The 17,604-nt window shown below is 71.3% G+C and carries 18 protein-coding genes and 1 pseudogene; 9 read left to right on the top strand and 10 right to left on the bottom strand.

The features are described from left to right. Positions 1 to 182 precede the first annotated feature (182 nt). Together D3105_RS22780 and D3105_RS22775 are read left to right on the top strand one after the other, a co-directional pair. The gene (locus D3105_RS22780) at positions 183 to 2,867 is read left to right on the top strand and encodes a discoidin domain-containing protein (protein ID WP_118904920.1); all 2,685 of its coding nucleotides are present in this window, start codon (positions 183 to 185) and stop codon (positions 2,865 to 2,867) included. An 80-nt stretch (positions 2,868 to 2,947) separates the two neighbouring features. Beyond that, positions 2,948 to 3,196 carry an SCO4226 family nickel-binding protein gene (locus tag D3105_RS22775; protein WP_118904919.1) on the top strand — a complete coding sequence of 83 codons (249 nt, stop codon included), beginning with the start codon at positions 2,948 to 2,950 and terminating at the stop codon, positions 3,194 to 3,196. A gap of 100 nt (positions 3,197 to 3,296) precedes the next feature. On the opposite strand, the gene D3105_RS22770 is transcribed toward D3105_RS22775, so the two are convergent. Then, positions 3,297 to 4,391 (bottom strand): SPFH domain-containing protein, encoded by a 1,095-nt coding sequence (locus D3105_RS22770; protein WP_118904918.1) that lies wholly within the window; start codon positions 4,389 to 4,391, stop codon positions 3,297 to 3,299. Between the two features lie 82 nt (positions 4,392 to 4,473). Continuing rightward, positions 4,474 to 4,911: an NfeD family protein gene (locus D3105_RS22765; RefSeq protein ID WP_118904917.1), complete on the bottom strand. Its 438-nt coding sequence runs from the start codon at positions 4,909 to 4,911 to the stop codon at positions 4,474 to 4,476. A 153-nt stretch (positions 4,912 to 5,064) separates the two neighbouring features. Between D3105_RS22765 and D3105_RS22760 the strand changes: the two genes are divergently transcribed. After that, on the top strand, positions 5,065 to 6,270 hold the full coding sequence (locus D3105_RS22760; protein WP_118904916.1) for a hypothetical protein: 1,206 nt from the start codon (positions 5,065 to 5,067) through the stop codon (positions 6,268 to 6,270). Further along, entirely contained in the window at positions 6,267 to 7,277 is a 1,011-nt protein-coding gene (locus D3105_RS22755; RefSeq protein WP_118904915.1) for a hypothetical protein, read from the top strand. The genes D3105_RS22760 and D3105_RS22755 overlap by 4 nt, the downstream gene beginning before the upstream one ends. Before the next feature lie 28 nt (positions 7,278 to 7,305). On the opposite strand, the gene D3105_RS22750 is transcribed toward D3105_RS22755, so the two are convergent. Together D3105_RS22750 and D3105_RS22745 are read right to left on the bottom strand one after the other, a co-directional pair. Next, on the bottom strand, positions 7,306 to 7,656 hold the full coding sequence (locus D3105_RS22750) for a 5-carboxymethyl-2-hydroxymuconate Delta-isomerase (RefSeq protein ID WP_118904914.1): 351 nt from the start codon (positions 7,654 to 7,656) through the stop codon (positions 7,306 to 7,308). Between the two features lie 364 nt (positions 7,657 to 8,020). Further along, positions 8,021 to 8,590 carry a TetR/AcrR family transcriptional regulator gene (locus D3105_RS22745; RefSeq protein WP_118904913.1) on the bottom strand — a complete coding sequence of 190 codons (570 nt, stop codon included), beginning with the start codon at positions 8,588 to 8,590 and terminating at the stop codon, positions 8,021 to 8,023. Between the two features lie 117 nt (positions 8,591 to 8,707). On the opposite strand from D3105_RS22745, the gene D3105_RS22740 reads away from it, so the two are divergent. After that, positions 8,708 to 9,400: an SDR family oxidoreductase gene (locus D3105_RS22740; protein ID WP_118904912.1), complete on the top strand. Its 693-nt coding sequence runs from the start codon at positions 8,708 to 8,710 to the stop codon at positions 9,398 to 9,400. A gap of 56 nt (positions 9,401 to 9,456) precedes the next feature. Further along, positions 9,457 to 9,597, top strand: a complete 141-nt coding sequence (locus D3105_RS22735; RefSeq protein WP_425315751.1) for a hypothetical protein — start codon at positions 9,457 to 9,459, stop codon at positions 9,595 to 9,597. On the opposite strand, the pseudogene D3105_RS22730 reads toward D3105_RS22735, so the two are convergent. From D3105_RS22730 to D3105_RS22720, 3 genes and pseudogenes are all read right to left on the bottom strand, one after another. Then, positions 9,587 to 9,850 (bottom strand): annotated as a pseudogene (locus D3105_RS22730) (dihydrofolate reductase family protein); the annotation flags it as partial. The gene D3105_RS22735 and the pseudogene D3105_RS22730 overlap by 11 nt on opposite strands. Before the next feature lie 105 nt (positions 9,851 to 9,955). Then, a complete protein-coding gene (locus D3105_RS22725) occupies positions 9,956 to 10,690 on the bottom strand; it encodes an SGNH/GDSL hydrolase family protein (RefSeq protein ID WP_118904911.1) in 735 nt (244 codons plus the stop codon). Further along, a complete protein-coding gene (locus D3105_RS22720) occupies positions 10,687 to 12,147 on the bottom strand; it encodes a DHA2 family efflux MFS transporter permease subunit (protein WP_118904910.1) in 1,461 nt (486 codons plus the stop codon). The genes D3105_RS22725 and D3105_RS22720 overlap by 4 nt, the downstream gene beginning before the upstream one ends. 67 nt (positions 12,148 to 12,214) lie before the next feature. Between D3105_RS22720 and D3105_RS22715 the strand changes: the two genes are divergently transcribed. Further along, positions 12,215 to 12,826: a TetR/AcrR family transcriptional regulator gene (locus D3105_RS22715; RefSeq protein WP_118904909.1), complete on the top strand. Its 612-nt coding sequence runs from the start codon at positions 12,215 to 12,217 to the stop codon at positions 12,824 to 12,826. Next, positions 12,823 to 13,140, top strand: a complete 318-nt coding sequence (locus D3105_RS22710; RefSeq protein ID WP_240646996.1) for a DNA-binding protein — start codon at positions 12,823 to 12,825, stop codon at positions 13,138 to 13,140. The genes D3105_RS22715 and D3105_RS22710 overlap by 4 nt, the downstream gene beginning before the upstream one ends. A 418-nt stretch (positions 13,141 to 13,558) precedes the next feature. On the opposite strand, the gene ychF is transcribed toward D3105_RS22710, so the two are convergent. Continuing rightward, on the bottom strand, positions 13,559 to 14,647 hold the full coding sequence (gene ychF, locus D3105_RS22705) for a redox-regulated ATPase YchF (protein WP_118904908.1): 1,089 nt from the start codon (positions 14,645 to 14,647) through the stop codon (positions 13,559 to 13,561). Positions 14,648 to 14,964: 317 nt separating this feature from the next. Between ychF and D3105_RS22700 the strand changes: the two genes are divergently transcribed. Further along, a complete protein-coding gene (locus D3105_RS22700) occupies positions 14,965 to 15,540 on the top strand; it encodes a DUF6542 domain-containing protein (RefSeq protein ID WP_118904907.1) in 576 nt (191 codons plus the stop codon). Positions 15,541 to 15,650: 110 nt separating this feature from the next. Here D3105_RS22700 and ppgK read toward each other — a convergent pair whose 3' ends face one another. Together ppgK and D3105_RS22690 are read right to left on the bottom strand one after the other, a co-directional pair. Continuing rightward, positions 15,651 to 16,403, bottom strand: a complete 753-nt coding sequence (ppgK, locus tag D3105_RS22695) for a polyphosphate--glucose phosphotransferase (protein WP_118904906.1) — start codon at positions 16,401 to 16,403, stop codon at positions 15,651 to 15,653. A 38-nt stretch (positions 16,404 to 16,441) separates the two neighbouring features. Beyond that, on the bottom strand, positions 16,442 to 17,431 hold the full coding sequence (locus D3105_RS22690; RefSeq protein WP_073764331.1) for a 4-hydroxy-3-methylbut-2-enyl diphosphate reductase: 990 nt from the start codon (positions 17,429 to 17,431) through the stop codon (positions 16,442 to 16,444). Positions 17,432 to 17,604: the final 173 nt, after the last annotated feature.

Below are 17,604 nucleotides of genomic sequence, written 5' to 3'. Positions count from 1 at the left end.
GTGGTGCCGCTGTGCGGGGCGGGGCTGAAGACGGGGATGGCGGGGTAGGGGCGTCCCCGATGGAGCTCAAGGCCCTCCCCCGTGGCCGGATCTGCTCCATCCGGCGGGCAGGCGGGCGCCCCGTGCGGGGGCTGTGCGTGCCGTGGCCGCCGACCGCGCCGCCGTCTCCCTACCTTCGTACCGTGAGCCTCCCCCGCCTCTCCTCCCTCGCCCTCGCGCCCCTGGTCGTCGCCGCCCTGATCACCCCGCTGCCGCCGGTCGCCGTGGCCGCCGGGCCCGAGCCCGTACCGACGCCCGGCCAGGGCCGCCCGTCCGACTCCCCCGGGCCCGGCTCCGACGGCCGTCCCCCCGCCTGCGGGAACACCTCCGACCGCGCCTGGGCGCCCTCCTCCACCCGCTTCGGGGAGGCCGACGGCTACGACCCGTACATCGGCAACGGCTATCTCGGCCACCGGGTCCCGGCCACCGGCGCCGGGCACGCGGCCACCGGGGAGAAGACCGGGTGGCCGCTCTACACCCCCCGCTACGACGGCGCGTTCGTCTCCGGGCTGTACGCGGCGGACAAGGCCGTCACCGAGGGGCGGGAGGCGGTCGCCGCGCTGCCCAGCTGGACCGGGATCGACCTCCGCGTCGGCGGGGAGACCCTGGGCGAAGCCACCCCGGCGGGCCGGATCTCGCACTACCGGCAGACCGTCTTCCTCTCCTGCGGCCTCGTGCGCACCTCCCTGCGGTGGACGACCGCGGACGGCCGCGCGACCGACCTCACCTACGACGTCCTGGCCGACCGATCCGACGTCCACACCGGTGCCGTACGCCTGCGGATGACCCCGCGCTGGAGCGGCGACACGACCGTCACCGGCCGGCTCGACGAGCGGGGCGCGCGCCGGATCACGCTCCGCGAGAACGGCACGTTCCGCACGCTCGGCACGAACGTCGAGGGGGCGATCGCGCAGGCGATGCGGCGCGGCTCGGGCGTCGTCGAGACCCTGCACCCCGGCGCTTCCCCCCGCGCCACCCCGGTCCGCGAGGGCCGGACGTACACCTTCGAGAAGTACGTCGGCGTCGACACCGCCCTCACCTCCGCCGCTCCCGCCGAGGACGCCCGCGAGGCGGCGCAGCGGGCGGCGCGGCGCGGCTGGGCCCGGGTGTTCGCGGCGAACGAGGCGGCCTGGCGCGAGGCGTGGTCCGCCGACGTCCTGGTCCCCGGCGACCGCGAGCTGCAGGGCTGGCTGCGCTCCGCCCAGTACGGGCTGCTGGCGAACACCCGGCGTGGCTCCTCGGACAGCATCGCCCCGGCCGGTCTGACCAGTGACAACTACGCGGGCCTGGTGTTCTGGGACGCCGAGACGTGGATGTTCCCGGGGCTGCTCGCCACCCGCCCGGAACTGGCGCGCTCCGTCGTCGAGTACCGCTACCGCACCCGTGGCGCGGCCCGGGCGAACGCCGAGGAGCTGGGCCACGACGGCCTGTTCTACCCCTGGACGAGCGCGAGCCGCGGCCGGCTGAACTCCGAGTGCCACAGCGTGGACCCGCCGCACTGCCTGACCCAGAATCACCTCCAGGGCGATGTGTCGCTGGCCGTCTGGCAGTACTACCTCGCCACCGGCGACCGCGACTGGCTGGCGGCCCGCGGCTGGCCGCTCCTGAAGGGCATCGCCGACTTCTGGCAGTCGCGCGCCACGGCGAACCCGGACGGCAGCTACTCCGTCAACGACGTGGCGGGGCCCGACGAGTACAGCAACGGCGTCGACGACGGCGTGTTCACCAACGCGGTCGCCGCCACCGCCCTGCGCAACGCGACCCGCGCCGCCCGCCTCCTCGGCCAGAACCCGCCCGCCGGCTGGAACCGGGTCGCGGACCGTCTCCGTATCCCGTACGACGCGGAGAAGAAGGTCTTCCTCCAGTACGCGGGCTACAACGGCTCCACGATCAAGCAGGCGGACACGGTCCTGCTGACCTACCCCCTGGAGTGGCCGATGGAGCCGGGCGCGGCGGCGGCCACCCTGGACTACTACGCGGCCCGTACCGACCCGGACGGCCCGGCGATGACGGACTCCGTGCACGCGATCGACGCGGCGGCGATCGGGGAGCCGGGCTGCTCGGCGTACACGTACATGCAGCGCTCGGTACGGCCGTATCTGCGGGGCCCGTACGACCTGTTCTCCGAGGCGCGCGGCGACAAGGCGGGCTCGGAGGACCCGCTGTCCGGCTTCCCTGCCGACGACTTCCTGACCGGCAAGGGCGGCTTCCTCCAGGTGTTCACACACGGCCTGACGGGGCTCCGGCTCCGCGAGGACGGCGTACGGCTCGACCCGACGCTGCCGCCCCAGCTGCACGAGGGCGTCACGCTGAAGGGCCTGCGGTTCCGGGACGCGGCGTACGAGGTCGGGATCGGGCCCCGGACGACCACGGTCCGGCTGACCTCGGGCACCCCGTTCACCGTCCACACGGCAGCGGGGCCGCGCCGCCTGACCTCCACCCTGACCCTGCCCACCCGCCGCCCGGACCTGGTCCCGACGGCCGACGCGGCGCGCTGCCGTCCGGTGACGGCGACCTCCGAGGCCCCGGGCCTGTACGCGGAGGCGGCGGTGGACGGGAGCCCGGCGACGTCCTGGTCCCCCGACGGCGCGACGGGCTCCCTGACGGTGGACCTGGGCCCGCGCCCGCTGCGGATCACGGCGGTGACCCCGCGCTGGAGCGACGTACCGCCCGCGTCCCACACGTTGGAGACCTCCCTCGACGGCCGCTTCTGGCGCCCTTTCCTGGCGGGCGACACGGCCAGGAAGGTCCGGGTCACGGTCCGCTCGCAGGACCCGGAGAAGCCGGCGGGGGTGGCGGATCTGCGGGTGGAGGCGGACGGGCGGTAGGACGCGCCCCTGTTCGGCATCGGGTGCAGCATGGAAGAGGGGACACAACCGAACACCGAACATCCGGAGGTGTACGAGTCATGGGCATGTACATGGATGTCCACCGGGGCATGAAGGGCATCACGTCGGCGGAGCTGAAGGAAGCGCACGCGGCCGACGCGGCGATCGAGAAGGAAGAGGGCGTCCACTTCGAACGCGCCTGGGCGGACCCGGAATCCGGCACGGTCTACTGCCTGTCCACCGCCCCCTCCGCCGACGCCGTCCAGCGGATCCACGAACGCGCGGGCCACACGGCGGACGAGATCCACGCGGTGCCGCTGGCGGTGTGACGCGGCGCGCGGCCTCCGCCTCGGCCTTCACCACAACGGCACGAAACCCCGCGGGGCTTCGTGCCGTTGTGCTCGTGCCGTTGGTCTCCGGCGCGGTGGCCTACCGCCGCCCCGGCAGCCGGGTCTCTCCTGCCGCCTCCGCCTCGGCCTTCGCGTCGCTCACCGCGGCGGCCGCCTGCTTCGCGGCCTCGTCGGCGGCGGCGACGGCGTCCAGCGCGAGGGTCGAGTTCGGCTCGATCTCCGGCGCCCCGACGCCGTCCTTGTCGCTGTCCGCGACATCGGCGGCCGCGTCCTCGCGCTCCGCGGCCGACAGACCCGTCCCGGCCGACTGGTCGCCGAACGCGGTGGTGACGGTGCGGATCGCCTCGGTCAGCTCGCCCGGGATCACCCAGAAGGTGTTGTTGTCGCTCTGCGCCAGATGCGGGAGCGTCTCCAGGTACTTGTACGCCAGGACCTTCGCGTCGGCATTGTTGCGGTGGACGGCCTGGAAGACGAGCTCCACGGCCTTCGACTCACCGTCGGCCCGCAGGATCATGGCCTGCTGCGTGCCCTGGGCCTCCAGGATGTCCTTCTGCTTCGTACCCTCCGCGGTGAGGATCTTGGCCTGCCGCTCACCTTCGGCGTGCAGGATGGCCGCGCGCTTGTCACGCTCGGCCCGCATCTGCTTCTCCATCGCCTCTTTGATGGTGTTCGGCGGGTCGATGGCCTTGATCTCGACCCGGTTGACCCGGATGCCCCACTTCCCGGTCGCGTCGTCGAGGACGGCACGGAGCCGGGCGTTGATCTCCTCGCGCGAGGTGAGCGTCGCCTCCAGGTCCATGGAGCCGATGACGTTCCTCAGGGTGGTCACGGTGAGCTGGTCGATGGCCTGCAGATAGTCGGCGACCTCGTAGGCCGCGGCCCGCGGGTCGGTGATCTGGTAATAGAGCACGGTGTCGATGTTGACCACGAGGTTGTCCTCGGTGATCACCGGTTTGGGGTCGGACGAATACACCTGCTCACGCACGTCGAGCTTGGTGTTGACCCGGTCGGCCACCGGCAGGACGAAGTTCAGGCCGGGCTGGAGGGTCCGGCGGTACCGGCCGAACCGCTCGATGTTGTAGCGGCGCGCCTGCGGAACGATCCGCACGGTGGCCGCCACGAGGAAGACCACGACGAGCGCCGCCACGAGAATCGGTATGACCACCGGATCCATGCTTCTTCCTCCGTCGCTGCTCGCTACGGGCGCGGCGCCGGGGGTCCGGCGCTACGTGTTCAGCGCTACGTGTTTCAACCGGTCATGGAAGGAGCTCACGGGGATAGACGACGGCTGTGGCACCCTCGATCTCCATGACGTCCACCAGCGCTCCCACCGGGATCACATGGCTTTCGTCGAGAGCGCGGGCGGTCCACTCCTCACCGGAGAGCTTGATCAGGCCATGGGTCGCGGTGACCTCCTGCACGACCTCCGCGCGCTTGCCGATCAGCGCGTCGCTGCCGTCACGGGTCAGAGGCCCCTGGGTGAGCTGCCGCATCGCGATGGGGCGGACGAGGGCGAGGCCCGCTGCCGCCGCCAGTCCGAGCGCCACGAGCTGACCGAGCAGGCCGACGCCCACACCGGCCACGACGGCGGCGACCAGGGCCGCGCCGGCCAGCAGCCCGAAGACCAGCGTCAGGGTGAAGAACTCCGCAGCGCCGAGCGCCGCGGCGGCGAGCAACCATGCGAACCACGGCATCGAATCAGCCTCCCCAAGGGGACCTACTCAGGTAGTACCCCTTCGGACCCCGGCCGGAACCGCCCGGCCCGCCCGATCTACGATCGGGACGCGTGAACCGGGCCCGGACCCACGTGCCCGGGGCACACCGGAACGTCGGGGGAATGGAACGGAATGCGGTGGATACGGGGGCGGCGCGCATGGTTTCCCTACGCGCTGGCGGGCGGTGTGCTGGCGATGGTCGTAGCCGGCACCGTCGTGTGGTTCTCGGCCGATCGCGCCCAGCAGCGCTCCGACAATCTGCGTCAGCTGGACCGGGCGTGCGCGGGGCTGCTGCCCGGTGAGCGGTTGCGCGGCTTCGTACCGGCGGATCGTGCCGGGGTCCTGGAGGAGTACGGCACGATGCTGGATCCCAGCCAGGAGAGCCGGGCCCTGCTGAACTGCACGCTTTCCTGGGGCGCGGGACGCTGGGAGCCGACGCACCGGGTCCGGATCCGGGCGGAGGCGCAGATCCGGGCGCAGGTCCAGGAGGACGAGGCGGCCGAGAAGGGAATCCCGCGCGTCTCCGACTTCCCGCTGCCGCTTCCCCCGGGCGTGACCGGCAGCACGGGTGCGGACGACCGGGTCGAGGGCAGTGAGGTGAGCGCCTCGCTGCGGGTGGAGTGCCCCGGTGGGCTGCGCGGCCGGAAGGCGCCGTCCCGGACGCTCCAGGTCGCGGTGGAGCTGCCGTCGAAAGCGGACAGCGACTACGACGTACCCGTCGCCGATCACCTGCTGGCCGCCCGTACGGCGGTGGCCGGCATCGCCACCGACACGGCCGCCAACGCCTCCCGCCGGTACGGCTGCGACGCCGAACTCGACGAGCCGCTGAAAACCGCGCCGCTCCCGGTGAACGAGGACGAGTACGTAACCCCGGCGGACGCCAAGGGCACCTGCGCCGGGATCGCCGCCCGGGGGAAGACCGTGACCCGGGCCTGGGAGAGCGAGCGGGGCACCGCCCCGTACGAGACCTGCGCCCTGGGCAACACGCGGGAGGGCATCACGCACCTGATCACCGCGCATTACGGCCCGTACGCGGAGGGCGCGTTCCACGACTACGTCGAGCGGGCCGGGGCCCCCGATCCGGCCGAGTCCGGGCAGCGGTCGGGCGTTCTGCGGAACGGCGCGTACTGGACCACGGCCGACTGCCCCGCCGACGCGGCACCCGCGTTCTTCACCCTCTCAGCACCGCGCGACGAGGCAAGGAGAACAAAGGCGGATCGGACGTACGCGCTCGCGACCTTGAAGACGTTCGCCGAACGCTCGGCGAAGGCGCACGGCTGCGCAACACCGGCCGAGCCCTCCGGCCCCTCTGACTCCTCCGTGAAGGGAACCCCATGACCGGACGACGACGGACCGGGTTGGCGGTGCCGGCGCTCGTCCTGGCGCTGACCGCGGGCGGGCTGATCTGGGCCTTCGGCCCCTGGGACGAGGAATCGGACCCCGCCGACACGTGCCGGGGGTCCCTGGCGGTCGAGGAGGCAGGGGAGTTCCTCGGCGGCGCGGAGCTGGAATTCCGCGGTCACGCCGGGGAGTGGATGGGCCACGAGACCGAACACTGCACGGCACGGGCCCGGGGCGAGGATTCCGGTGGCGTACGGCTCGAACTGTCCCTCCGCCCGGCGGCGGCGCATCGCGCCTCCGGCGCGGCGGAGGAGACCTCGGCAGCACCGATCGGCTACGGCTGGAACGGCTCGTTCGACGCGGGATACAACCCCGCGGCCGCGGTCCTCGTCGACTGCGCACCGTTGCCCGGCAAGGGCCTCCTCGTCATGGCGGACGTACCCGAGGACATCAGGAAACTCTCCGACGAGCAGGTCCGCGGCCTGGCCCGCTTCACCACCGAGTCGGCACGCCGCGCGGCGAAGCGCTTCGGCTGCGAGGGCCCTCTCGGTAAGCGCCCCGCGACAGTGGACCGCACCGAAGGGCAGAAGCTGCCCGTCGTCCGGACGAAGGGAACCTGCCGAGACGTCGTCACCGCGCGGGACATCGCCCGACTGGGACTCACAACAGCCTCGGAGATGCCGGCCGGCCGCGCCCTCACCGAGGAGTGCTCCCTGGACCTCCCGGCCAAGAACCACAGCATCCGCCTGACCGCGTACTACGGCCCGTCCGCCCGACAGGAGATGTACCTCGACAAGCGCTACCCCGGCAGCGTGAAGGGCGCGCTCATGCGGTCGCACCCGTGCGAGGGCGCTCTGGGCCCTGCGTACTTCAAGTTCGAGGAACTGCCGCTGCAGGACGCCGGAAAGTACGCCCGGAAGACGGTCCGCGGCGAGGACGGCCAAAGGCTGCTGACGGCGTTCACCACCGCTTCGGCGGCGCGGCACGGGTGTCCGGTGGGCTGAGGAGCAGTGCGGAAGGCAACGCGTGGGCTCAGCGCGTTCGGTAGGACCCGTCCAGGGTGGGGATCTCGACGGAGGAGTGCACGGTGACGCCGTCGACCGGCTTGACGTGCGCGGCGATCAAAGCGAGCACGGCGTCCGCGAGGCGGATCTTGTTGGCGTCGGTACGGCCGTGGAGCAGGCCGATCTCGATGTGCAGCACGGCGCGTCCTGCGGTCTCGGCGCCGACGGCGAAGTCCTCGACCCGGCGGAAGCGGGTCTTGCAGGCCTCCAGGCGAGCGTCGACGATGGAGACGACGAGCGGGTGCAGAGCCAGCGCGAAGGCCTGCCGGTCGAAGGCCGTGTCGAGCGTGCTGGAGTAGTCGACGGTGATCTGCGGCATGGCGGGCAACTCCTCGGACGGCAACCGGCCAGCGTGCGCGGAAGGTGCCCGCTGGGGAGGGAACGGTAACCGTTCAGCGCGATCCGCGCCCCTGTCATTCCCCCCGTGCGTTACAGAACCAGGCCCGGCGCGAGGCCTGGTTCGCTGGATCAGCGACGGGGTGACAGGTCAGCCGGTACGGTCAGGGCCGCTCCCCCTGCCCTGCACCGGTCGCTTCAGACGCGGAAAGGGCGTCGGCGGCACAGCAGATCCTGCGCATCACAGATGACGCCGAACCAATCCGGCACGATCCACAGTGAGCACAGGGCCAGGTGCCGCGGACAGCGTCAGCTCGACCCCGTGTTCGCTGGATCACCCGCATCGCCTACTCGACCGCCACGCCCCTGATCAAGGCTGCGTGCGCGGCGGCAAGGATCTCCTCCGAGAGCGGGGATCCCTTGGTGGCCCGGGACAGGACCAGCGCACCGAACAGGGTGCAGAGGCGGACGATGCCGTCCTGGTCGTCACCGCCGAGGAAGTCGGCGAATTCGGCCACCCCCTCGGTGTAGACACGACGGGCCTCACGGCCCCCGCCTTCGCGTGCGATGTCCGTGGCGAGCGCGGCGACCGGGCAGCCGTCCGCCGGGTCGTCGCGGTGTTCGACGGAGAGGTAGGCGTCGATCAGCGCCCGCTGGGCGGCGTCGCGCTGCCCTTCATACCGCGCGAGCCCTGCGGTGCGCCCCCGGGCGAGCTCGTCGAAGGCGTGGGCGGCGGCCTCACCGACGAGCGCCTCCTTGGAAGCGAACTGCTTGTAGAAGGCGCCGTGGGTCAGGCCGGCCGCCTTCATCAGGTCGGCGACGCTCACCTGAGTCCCCTGTTCCCGGAACAGCCGCGAGGCGGTGTCCACCACCCGCCTGCGGTTCTCCCCCGCCTGCGCCTGCGATACGCGGCCCATGATCACCCTCCCATTTGGATGTCGACTGGCATCTATCGTAGACCCGTGTTTAGATTGGCTACATAATCTAAATCGTGCGGGTGCCCCGGCGGCACCCGCCGTAGACCAGGAGCGGGCATGGAACTGAAGAACGCGGTCGCGGTCGTCACCGGCGCCAACCGGGGCCTCGGACGGCACCTCGCGGCCCAGCTCGTCGAGCGCGGCGCGAAGGTGTACGGCGCGGCCCGACGCCCCGAGACGGTCGACGTGCCGGGTGTCATCCCGCTGCGACTGGACGTCACGGACGAGGCGTCGATACAGGAGGCCACCCGCGTGGCGTCCGACGCGACACTGCTGATCAACAACGCGGGCATCTCCACCGGCGCGTCGCTGATCGGAGGCGACCTGGCTGAGGTGCGCCGGGAGATGGAGACCAACTTCTTCGGCCCGCTCGCCGCGACCCGCTCCTTCGCCCCCGTCATCGAGGGCAACGGCGGCGGCGGCGTACTCAACGTTCTGTCCGCCCTGTCCTGGTTCCACCCGGCCGGCCTCGGGTCCTACGCCGCGTCCAAGGCCGCCGCCTGGGCGCTGAGCGACGCGACCCGTGAGGAGCTGGCACCGCGCGGGATCACCGTCTCGGCGCTGCACGTCGGCTACATGGACACCGACATGGCCGCCGGTGTGCCCGCCGATCAGAAGGTCGCCGCCGCCGACGTCGCGGCCCGGGCCCTTTACGGCATCGAGACCGGCCTGCCCGAGATCCTCGCCGACGAGACCAGCCGGTACGTCAAGCAGAGCCTGTCCGCGGCACCCCAGCCGAACGCGGGCTGACGCTCACCCCTCCACCCCGGCGCGACCGCCTTCCCACCCTCATGCAAGGACAGCTCATGCGTTACACGTCCTTCGGCCACCGGACCGGACTGCGCGTGTCCGAGTACGCGCTCGGCACCGCGAACTTCGGCACCGGCTGGGGCGCCGGCGCCGAGCCCGACGAGGCCCGCCGCATCTTCGCTTGCCGGAGAGCGTGAACGACGGGCGCTTGTGGTGCGTCATGACGAACACCGGCGTGTGGAACGGGGGTTCGTCACCCCACCAGCCCTGCCACTCGTGGTCCTGCCAGGGCCCGCGCTGCCGCCCGAACGTGTTGCGGCCCATGATCTCGGCGCCGATGTTGCGGGCGTAGTCCCGTGTGAAGTAGTCGTCCAGACCCCGGCCACCGGGTTCGGAGCGTTTGATGGGCGGGTGGTCGGTGGCAAACGCCCGGGAAAACTCATCGCCAGGGTGCGATCTGGTCGGGATGGACGTTCATGTGCCGCTTCTTGCGCTCGCCAACGGTCGGCGGTGGGCCTCCGCGTATGCGGCCCATCGCGGGTGGCGGATGGAGGTTCAGCCTGGCGCCCGGTTCGGGGCCTGGTTCGACAGGGCGGTCGCGATGGCGGCGAAGGCGACCGCGTGACCGCGGGCGTTGGCGTGGATGCGGTCGGCGGCATAGATGCCCGGGTCGGCGGCCAGCGGATGGTGGTGGGTGTCGACGTGGATGCCACCGAGTGCGCGTGCCAGGCCGGCGGTGATGCGGTCGAGTTCGTCGAAGCGGCGGGCCATGCCGTCGGCGTGTTCCGGCGGGACGAGGCCCGAACGGGCGACGTCGAACAGGCCGATGGTGACGACGAAGGCGCCGCTCTCGGCGAGAGGCATGAGGAACGCGCTCAGCTCGGCCCGCAGTGTCTCCGGGTCGAAGCTGCGGAAGGCGTCGTTGCCGCCTGCACTCACCATCACCACGTCCGGCTGAAACTGCAGGGCAGCGGCGAGTTGCCGGTCACGGATCTCGTCGAGCAGGAGGTGGGGTGTGGCCAGGTTGACCGCGGCGAAGCCGGGGCGGGTGGCGGCAAGGGCGTCGGTGAAGCGGTCGGCGAAGGACCGGTCGCGGTAGCCGGGGAGGGGGTCCATCACTCCGGCGGTGACACTGTCGCCCACCACGGCCAGCCGCTTCCATGGGAGGTCGCGGAGCAGTCCGGCGGCGGCGTCCGGGGTCATGCAGTACGGGTCGGACAACTCGGCGGTGAGGTCGAGGATGTCGGCCGGCTGGCCCTGGACGGGGACACGGCCCGGCTTTGAGTTCATCGCTGGTCTCCTTCGGGGGTTCGGGCAACGGCCGGGGCCGGGTGGGCCGCGGCCGCGGGCTTGGACAAGGGCGGGGCTGTGACGCGCAGAGCGAGACCGCCGACGGCGGCGGCCAGGTTGACGGTCGTGGCGAACCAGTACACGGCGGCGTACGGTTCCGCGCCGTCGCCCATGACTTCCGCGATGATCACGGCCGTCGCTGCGATGCCGAGGGCGCCGCCGACCTGGCGGGCTGCCATGACCATGCCCGTCGCGGCGGCGAAGTGCTGTGGCGGGGCGGAGAGGGCGGCAGCACTGGAGATACCGACGGTGGCCATGCCGACGCCGACTCCCATCACCGTTCCGGTCGGGAGCCATAGCGTCCAGAAATGCGGCTCGGTGTCGATCAGAAGAGCCAGGATGGCCGTCGAGGCGGCGATCAGGGCCGAGCCCGCCGCCACCAGCGTGCGCGGTGCCGGGGCGACGGCGAGCCGGCCGACTCCGATGCCGACCACGGCGGTGACGAGTGCCGCCGGGCTCATGGCGAGGCCGGCCTCCAGCGTGGAGTAGTCCCAGGCGTCGGTCAGGAAGAGCACGCCGAGCAGCATCGTGGTGAAGAGCGCGGTGCCGTACGCGAGGGAGACGCCACTCGCGACGGCGAACGTCCGGTTGCGGAAGAGGTCGAGCCGTAGCGCCGGCCGCTGATGCCGGAGCGCCCGCAGCACGGTCGCCACGCCCGCGAGGACAGTGACGCCGGCGGCGACCAGGACGTGTACCGAGGACCAGCCGTGGTCGGGGCCCTGCGTCAGGCCGTAGACCGCCGAGCCGACGCCGAGGGCGAGCAGCAGGCCGCCCGCGAGGTCCGGCCCGTGGCCGGTGCGGGACTCGCCCGTCACGAGCTTGCGTCCGGCGACCAGCACCCAGAGGCCCACCGGCACGTTGAGGCAGAACAGCACCCGCCAGTCGAGCGCCTCGACCAGGACGCCGCCGAGGGCGGGTCCCGCGGCAGCGGCCAAGGCGCCCGCCGCGCTCCACATGCCGATCGCGGCGCGTCTGCGTTCGGCGGGGACCTCCGCGAGGACCAGGCCCAGCGAGGCGGGCACCAGCAACGCCGCCGCCAGGCCCTGGAGTCCGCGGGCACCGAGCAGTACGGGCAGGGTCGGAGCGAGGGCGATCAGCAGCGAGGACACCGTGAAGACGGCGACGCCGATCAGGAACAGGCGGGCCCGGCCGACCGCGTCGGCCAGCGGTCCAGCCGGCGCGAGCAGGGCGGCGAAGGGGATCACGTAGGCGGTGGCGACCCACGACACGGTGGTCAGCGAGGCTTCGAAGTCGACGGCGATCAGCGGCACCGCCAGGTTGGTCACGGTGGCATCGAGGAAGCTCAAGAACGTGCCCGCGCAGGCGAGCGACAGCGCGAGGGAGGCCGGGCGGGTGGAGACGGCAGGAGGGGCGGAAGGGGAGCCGGAAAGCGTCATGGCGAGGATTTAAGAGTACGATCGTTCGTACGTCAATGCCGTACGGTCGTTTGCTAAACTTCCGGGCATGACAGGACGCGCATCGGCTCAGGCAGCACTCGAAACCCGGCGATCGGTACTCCGTGCAGCCTCCGAACTCGCATCCATGGAGGGCCTGGACAGTGTCACCATCGGTCGGCTCGCGGACCGGCTGGGGATGAGCAAGGCGGGTGTGATCGGCCAGTTCCGCAGCAAGGAGAAGCTGCAACTGGAAACGGTGGACCTGGTCATGGAGGACTTCCGCACCCAGGTCTGGCAACCAGTGCGACACCTCGACGCGGGGCTGCCACGCCTGTTGGCCGCCTGCGCCGCATGGGTGCGTTACGCCGCCGACCCCGGCTACCCCGGGGGCTGCCTGCTCACCCAGGTCACCTACGACTACGACGCCCGCACCGGCCTCGTCCACGACCGGATCGCCGAGGGCCGCGCCCGCTGGCGGGATTCCCTCCGCCGCGACATCGACGTCGCCGTCGCCGCCGGCGACCTCCCGCCCGGTACGGACGCACCCCAGGTCGTCTACGGCCTTGAGTCCCTGGCCGCCGGCATCACTCCGGCTCGGCTCCTCCACGGCGACGATGAGACGGAGAAGTGGGCACTGCGCGGCATGCACGCGATCCTCGGCTTCTCCCCGATGAAATGACCGCTCGCCGCGCGGGCGTGCCCGTCCTCGTGTGGGCCCTGACGGTGGTGGAGGCCGTCTACGGGAAGACCGGCGCCGCCCGACTGCGCTGGCTTCTCTCCCGCCTTCAGGTCCAGGAAGTTGCCCAGGCGGACAGTCTCACCGCGGTGCAGCTGCTGAGGGATGCCGGCGGCCCGCACGGCCACAAGTACGCCATCGACGCCCTCGTCGCCGCGATGGCGCTCCGCTCCCCGGCACCCGTGCTCGTGCTGACCTCGGACCGCGACGACTGGTCAAAACTGTGCGGGGACCGCATACAGATCAAGGAGGTCTGACCCCCCAGCGCTTACTCAGGCCGAATCCGCCTGCTGATCGACTGCTGCTTCGTAGAAGGCATCCGCGAGGGCGACGATGATCGCGTTGATGGCCGGCCCGTCGGTGAAGAAGTAGTCAGCCATCGTGTCGTGGGCGTCCTGGCGCACTTGTTGGCCAAGTGGACGACGACGTACGGGTCGGTCTCGGTCTCGAGAGTCGCGTTCTTGAAGTACAGCTCGAACCAGAGCAGAACCCAGCACCGGCACCACATCCACGTCCCAGCACCATCCCAGCACGGCACGGGTGACCAGGGTTGACGACAGGTGACGAGGGGTCAGCTATCCCGGCACGGGAAACGCAAGGGGCCCGACCCCGAAGAGTCGAGCCCCTCCTGACCTGCATGTTCGCCAGATCAACAACGTGGTGAGAAGTCACCCGCTACACGTTGAAGCGGAACTCCACCACGTCCCCGTCCTGCATGACGTAGTCCTTGCCCTCCATGCGGGCCTTGCCCTTCGCGCGGGCCTCGGCGACCGAGCCGGTCTCCACCAGGTCGGCGAAGGAGACGATCTCCGCCTTGATGAAGCCCTTCTGGAAGTCGGTGTGGATGACACCGGCCGCCTCCGGGGCCGTGGCGCCCTTCTTGATGGTCCAGGCGCGGGCTTCCTTCGGGCCTGCCGTGAGGTAGGTCTGGAGGCCCAGGGTCTCGAAGCCGACGCGGCCGAGGGTGGCGAGGCCGGGCTCTTCCTGGCCCATGGACTGGAGCAGTTCGAGGGCCTCGTCGTCGTCGAGCTCGATCAGCTCGGACTCGATCTTGGCGTTCAGGAAGATCGCCTCGGCGGGGGCGACCAGGGCGCGCTGCTCGTTCTTGAAGTCCTCGTCGACCAGCTCGTCCTCGTCGACGTTGAAGACGTACAGGAACGGCTTGGTGGTGAGGAGGTGCAGCTCGTGGAGGAGCTTGCCCTTCTCCGTGCTCGCCGTGATGCCCGCGGCGAACAGGGTCTGGCCGGTCTCCAGGATCTGCTTCGCCTCCTCGACTGCGGCGAGGACCGCGACCTTCTCCTTCTGGAGGCGGGACTCCTTCGTCAGGCGCGGGACGGCCTTCTCGACGGACTGGAGGTCGGCGAGGATCAGTTCGGTGTTGATCGTCTCGATGTCGTCCTTCGGCGAGACCTTGCCGTCGACGTGTACGACGTTCTCGTCCTTGAAGGCCCGGATGACCTGGCAGATCGCGTCGGACTCGCGGATGTTCGCCAGGAACTTGTTGCCCAGGCCCTCGCCCTCCGAAGCCCCTCGGACGATGCCGGCGATGTCGACGAAGTCCACCGTCGCCGGGAGGAGCCGCTGGGAGCTGAAGATCTCCGCGAGCTTGTTCAGGCGCGGGTCCGGGACGCCGACCACGCCGACGTTCGGCTCGATCGTGGCGAACGGGTAGTTGGCCGCCAGCACGTCGTTCTTGGTCAGGGCGTTGAACAGGGTCGACTTGCCGACATTTGGCAGACCGACGATTCCGATCGTGAGCGACACTTTGGCGACTTCCTGGAGTGAGGCGGGGAGGGGCAGGGGGCAGGGCGTCCCGGGGCCGGCTCGGCCGTTGGCGGCCGGGGCCCGGAGTGGACCGATTCTCCAGTCTACGGGCCGGCCCCACGGGCCCGAACAGGGACGGCTTTCGGCCGTGTGGCATCGAACGCAACCCCAAGGTCGGCCAAAGCGCGTGTCCAACGCCTGATTCCCCACCCCCCGCGACCTACGTTGTGGAGGTGGAGCAGCACAGGACACGTCCCCCGCAACGCCGGCAGCCCCCGCAGGCCGCGCCCGCCCCGCCCGCGCCGGGTGGTTCAGCCGTGTACCGGGTACGGGTGCGGAGCGTGCCGCCCGTCGTCCTCGCGTTGCGGCGGTTCCCCAACCCCCGGCTCACCGGGATCGGGGCCGGGCTGTTCGCCTCGCTCACCATGTTCGTGCTCGCCTGCGTCGACCGGCTGCTGTTCGACAGCTCGGAGCTCGTCTACGGGCTCCTCTTCCTGCCCGTCAGCGCGCTCGCCGCCCTCTGGGTCCGGCCCGCCGACCTCGTCACCGCGCCGATCAGCGTGCCGATCGCCTTCGCCGTCGGGGTCTTCCCGATCTCCGGCGGGTCCGAGGGCTTCGGCGGGCAGGTCATGGGCCTCGTCACCGCCCTCGCCGTGCACGCCGGCTGGCTGTACGGCGGAACGCTCGTCGCGGGCCTCATCGCCACCGTACGCAAGGTGCGCCTGATGCGGGCCCGGCGGCGGTACGTCCTGGCCCAGGGGCGCGGCCCCGCCGACGAGCGCGCCCCCCGGGCCGCAGCCGCAGCCGCCGCCCCCGCCTCGTCCTCGGCCGCGAAGCCCGTACGGGCCGGGGCCGGCACGGCAGCCGCGGCCCGCCGCCCTCAGCGGCCCTGAGGTCCGTCGGCCCGGCTCGCCCCGGGCCGACCTGCCTGGCCTGCTCCTGCCGCCCTGCTCCGCCCTCGCGGCCCCGCCGGCCCTGGTCCACCCAGCCCTGACGGCCCCGCTCAGCCCTTGCCCGGCGCCGAGCCCGCCGCCGCCATCGCCGCCCCCACGATGCCCGCGTTGTTCTGCAGCTGCGCCGGGACCAGCTCGGCGCGGACCTTCTCGATGAGGGGCAGGAACTTCTCCGCCTTGCGGCTCACGCCGCCGCCGATGATGAACAGTTCCGGCGAGAACAGCATCTCCACGTGCAGCAGGTACTTCTGGACCCGGTGCGCCCAGTGCTGCCAGCTGAGGTCCTCGTCCTCCTTGGCCTTCGTGGAGGCGTGCTTCTCCGCGTCGTGGCCGTGCAGTTCCAGGTGGCCCAGCTCGGTGTTGGGGACGAGCTTGCCGTCGGTGAAGACCGCGCTGCCGATGCCCGTACCGAACGTCAGCAGGATGACCGTGCCCTTACGGCCCTTGCCCGCGCCGAAGGTCATCTCCGCCACCCCGGCCGCGTCCGCGTCGTTCAGGATGGTGACGGGCTGACCGATCCGCTCGCCCAGCAGCGTGCGGGCGTCCGTGTCGATCCAGCCCTTGTCGACATTGGCGGCGGTGCGGGTGATGCCGTCCGTGACGACCCCCGGGAAGGTGATGCCGACCGGGCCCGACCAGTCGAAGTGGCCGACCACCTCCGCCACGCCGTCGGCCACGCCCTCGGGCGTGGCCGGGTGCGGTGTCAGCACTTTGTGGCGCTCCTGCGCCAGGTCTCCGCGGTCCAGATCCACGGGAGCGCCCTTGATCCCGGATCCGCCGATGTCCACGCCGAAGATCTCCATGGAACCCACGGTACGGGCAGGCCGGGCCCCTTGCGCGGCTACTCGGCGGAAAGGGCGGCGGCCTCGGCGCGCAGGTCGCGGCGGAGCTCCTTGGGCAGGGAGAAGGTGATCGACTCGTCGGCCGTCTTCACCGTCTCCACGTCCGCGTAACCCCGCTCCGCCAGCCATTCCAGGACGCCGTCGACGAGAACGTCGGGAACCGACGCCCCGGAGGTCAGGCCGACCGTGGTCACGCCCTCCAGCCACGCCTCGTCGATCTCGCTCGCGAAGTCGACCAGATGGGCGGCGGGGGCTCCCGCGTCCAGGGCGACCTCGACCATCCGGATGGAGTTCGAGGAGTTCTTGGAGCCGACCACGATGACCAGCTCGGCGTCCTCGGCGAGCTTCTTCACCGCGATCTGGCGGTTCTGCGTGGCGTAGCAGATGTCGTCGCTGGGCGGCGAGAGGAGGTTCGGGAACTTCGACTTGAGCGCGTCGACCGTCTCCATCGTCTCGTCGACGGACAGGGTGGTCTGGGAGAGCCAGACGACCTTCGACTCGTCGCGGACCTCGACGTTCGCCACGTCCTCGGGGCCGTCGACCAGCTGGATGTGGTCGGGGGCCTCGCCGGAGGTGCCGATGACCTCCTCGTGGCCCTCGTGGCCGATCAGGAGGATGTCGTAGTCCTCCTTGGCGTACCGGACGGCTTCCTTGTGGACCTTGGTGACCAGCGGGCAGGTCGCGTCGATGGTGGCGAGCTTGCGCTCGGCGGCCTCCGCGTGGACGGTGGGCGCGACTCCGTGCGCGGAGAACATCACGATGGAGCCCTCGGGCACCTCCGCGGTGACGTCCACGAAGATCGCACCCTTCTTCTCCAGGGTCTGCACGACGTACTTGTTGTGCACGATCTCGTGGCGGACGTAGATCGGGGCCCCGTACTGCTCCAGGGCCTTCTCGACGGCGATCACGGCGCGGTCCACGCCCGCGCAGTAGCCACGGGGAGCGGCGAGCAGGACACGGCGGGCAGGCGTTGCAGTCATGCGTCCCATCGTAAGGCCGTGGCGAACAGGCGCGAGGACGGCCTGATCGGGACACTGGTCACGGTGTGTGTGCGGGCAACGGCTGATGGTGATGGAGGGGCGGTGACCTCGGTGTCGGGGAGCGGAGCGGAGAGCGGTACGGGCAGTGGGGCGGGGGGTGGGTCGGGCAACCGGTTCGGCAG

It is taken from the genome of Streptomyces globisporus (assembly GCF_003501885.1).
Lineage (GTDB): Bacteria > Actinomycetota > Actinomycetes > Streptomycetales > Streptomycetaceae > Streptomyces > Streptomyces globisporus_D.
The sequence above is the reverse complement of the archived record's forward strand: the minus strand, read 5'-3'. Positions and strand labels throughout refer to the sequence as shown.

Bases quoted from the DNA above. Each gene is read 5' to 3' on its own strand.
- D3105_RS22775 (WP_118904919.1), top strand. From the start codon at position 2,948: ATGGGCATGTACATGGATGTCCACCGGGGCATGAAGGGCATCACGTCG.
- D3105_RS22770 (WP_118904918.1), bottom strand. From the start codon at position 4,391: ATGGATCCGGTGGTCATACCGATTCTCGTGGCGGCGCTCGTCGTGGTC.
- D3105_RS22765 (WP_118904917.1), bottom strand. From the start codon at position 4,911: ATGCCGTGGTTCGCATGGTTGCTCGCCGCCGCGGCGCTCGGCGCTGCG.
- D3105_RS22760 (WP_118904916.1), top strand. From the start codon at position 5,065: ATGCGGTGGATACGGGGGCGGCGCGCATGGTTTCCCTACGCGCTGGCG.
- D3105_RS22755 (WP_118904915.1), top strand. From the start codon at position 6,267: ATGACCGGACGACGACGGACCGGGTTGGCGGTGCCGGCGCTCGTCCTG.
- D3105_RS22750 (WP_118904914.1), bottom strand. From the start codon at position 7,656: ATGCCGCAGATCACCGTCGACTACTCCAGCACGCTCGACACGGCCTTC.
- D3105_RS22745 (WP_118904913.1), bottom strand. From the start codon at position 8,590: ATGGGCCGCGTATCGCAGGCGCAGGCGGGGGAGAACCGCAGGCGGGTG.
- D3105_RS22740 (WP_118904912.1), top strand. From the start codon at position 8,708: ATGGAACTGAAGAACGCGGTCGCGGTCGTCACCGGCGCCAACCGGGGC.
- D3105_RS22735 (WP_425315751.1), top strand. From the start codon at position 9,457: ATGCGTTACACGTCCTTCGGCCACCGGACCGGACTGCGCGTGTCCGAG.
- D3105_RS22725 (WP_118904911.1), bottom strand. From the start codon at position 10,690: ATGAACTCAAAGCCGGGCCGTGTCCCCGTCCAGGGCCAGCCGGCCGAC.
- D3105_RS22720 (WP_118904910.1), bottom strand. From the start codon at position 12,147: ATGACGCTTTCCGGCTCCCCTTCCGCCCCTCCTGCCGTCTCCACCCGC.
- D3105_RS22715 (WP_118904909.1), top strand. From the start codon at position 12,215: ATGACAGGACGCGCATCGGCTCAGGCAGCACTCGAAACCCGGCGATCG.
- D3105_RS22710 (WP_240646996.1), top strand. From the start codon at position 12,823: ATGACCGCTCGCCGCGCGGGCGTGCCCGTCCTCGTGTGGGCCCTGACG.
- ppgK (WP_118904906.1), bottom strand. From the start codon at position 16,403: ATGGAGATCTTCGGCGTGGACATCGGCGGATCCGGGATCAAGGGCGCT.
- D3105_RS22690 (WP_073764331.1), bottom strand. From the start codon at position 17,431: ATGGGACGCATGACTGCAACGCCTGCCCGCCGTGTCCTGCTCGCCGCT.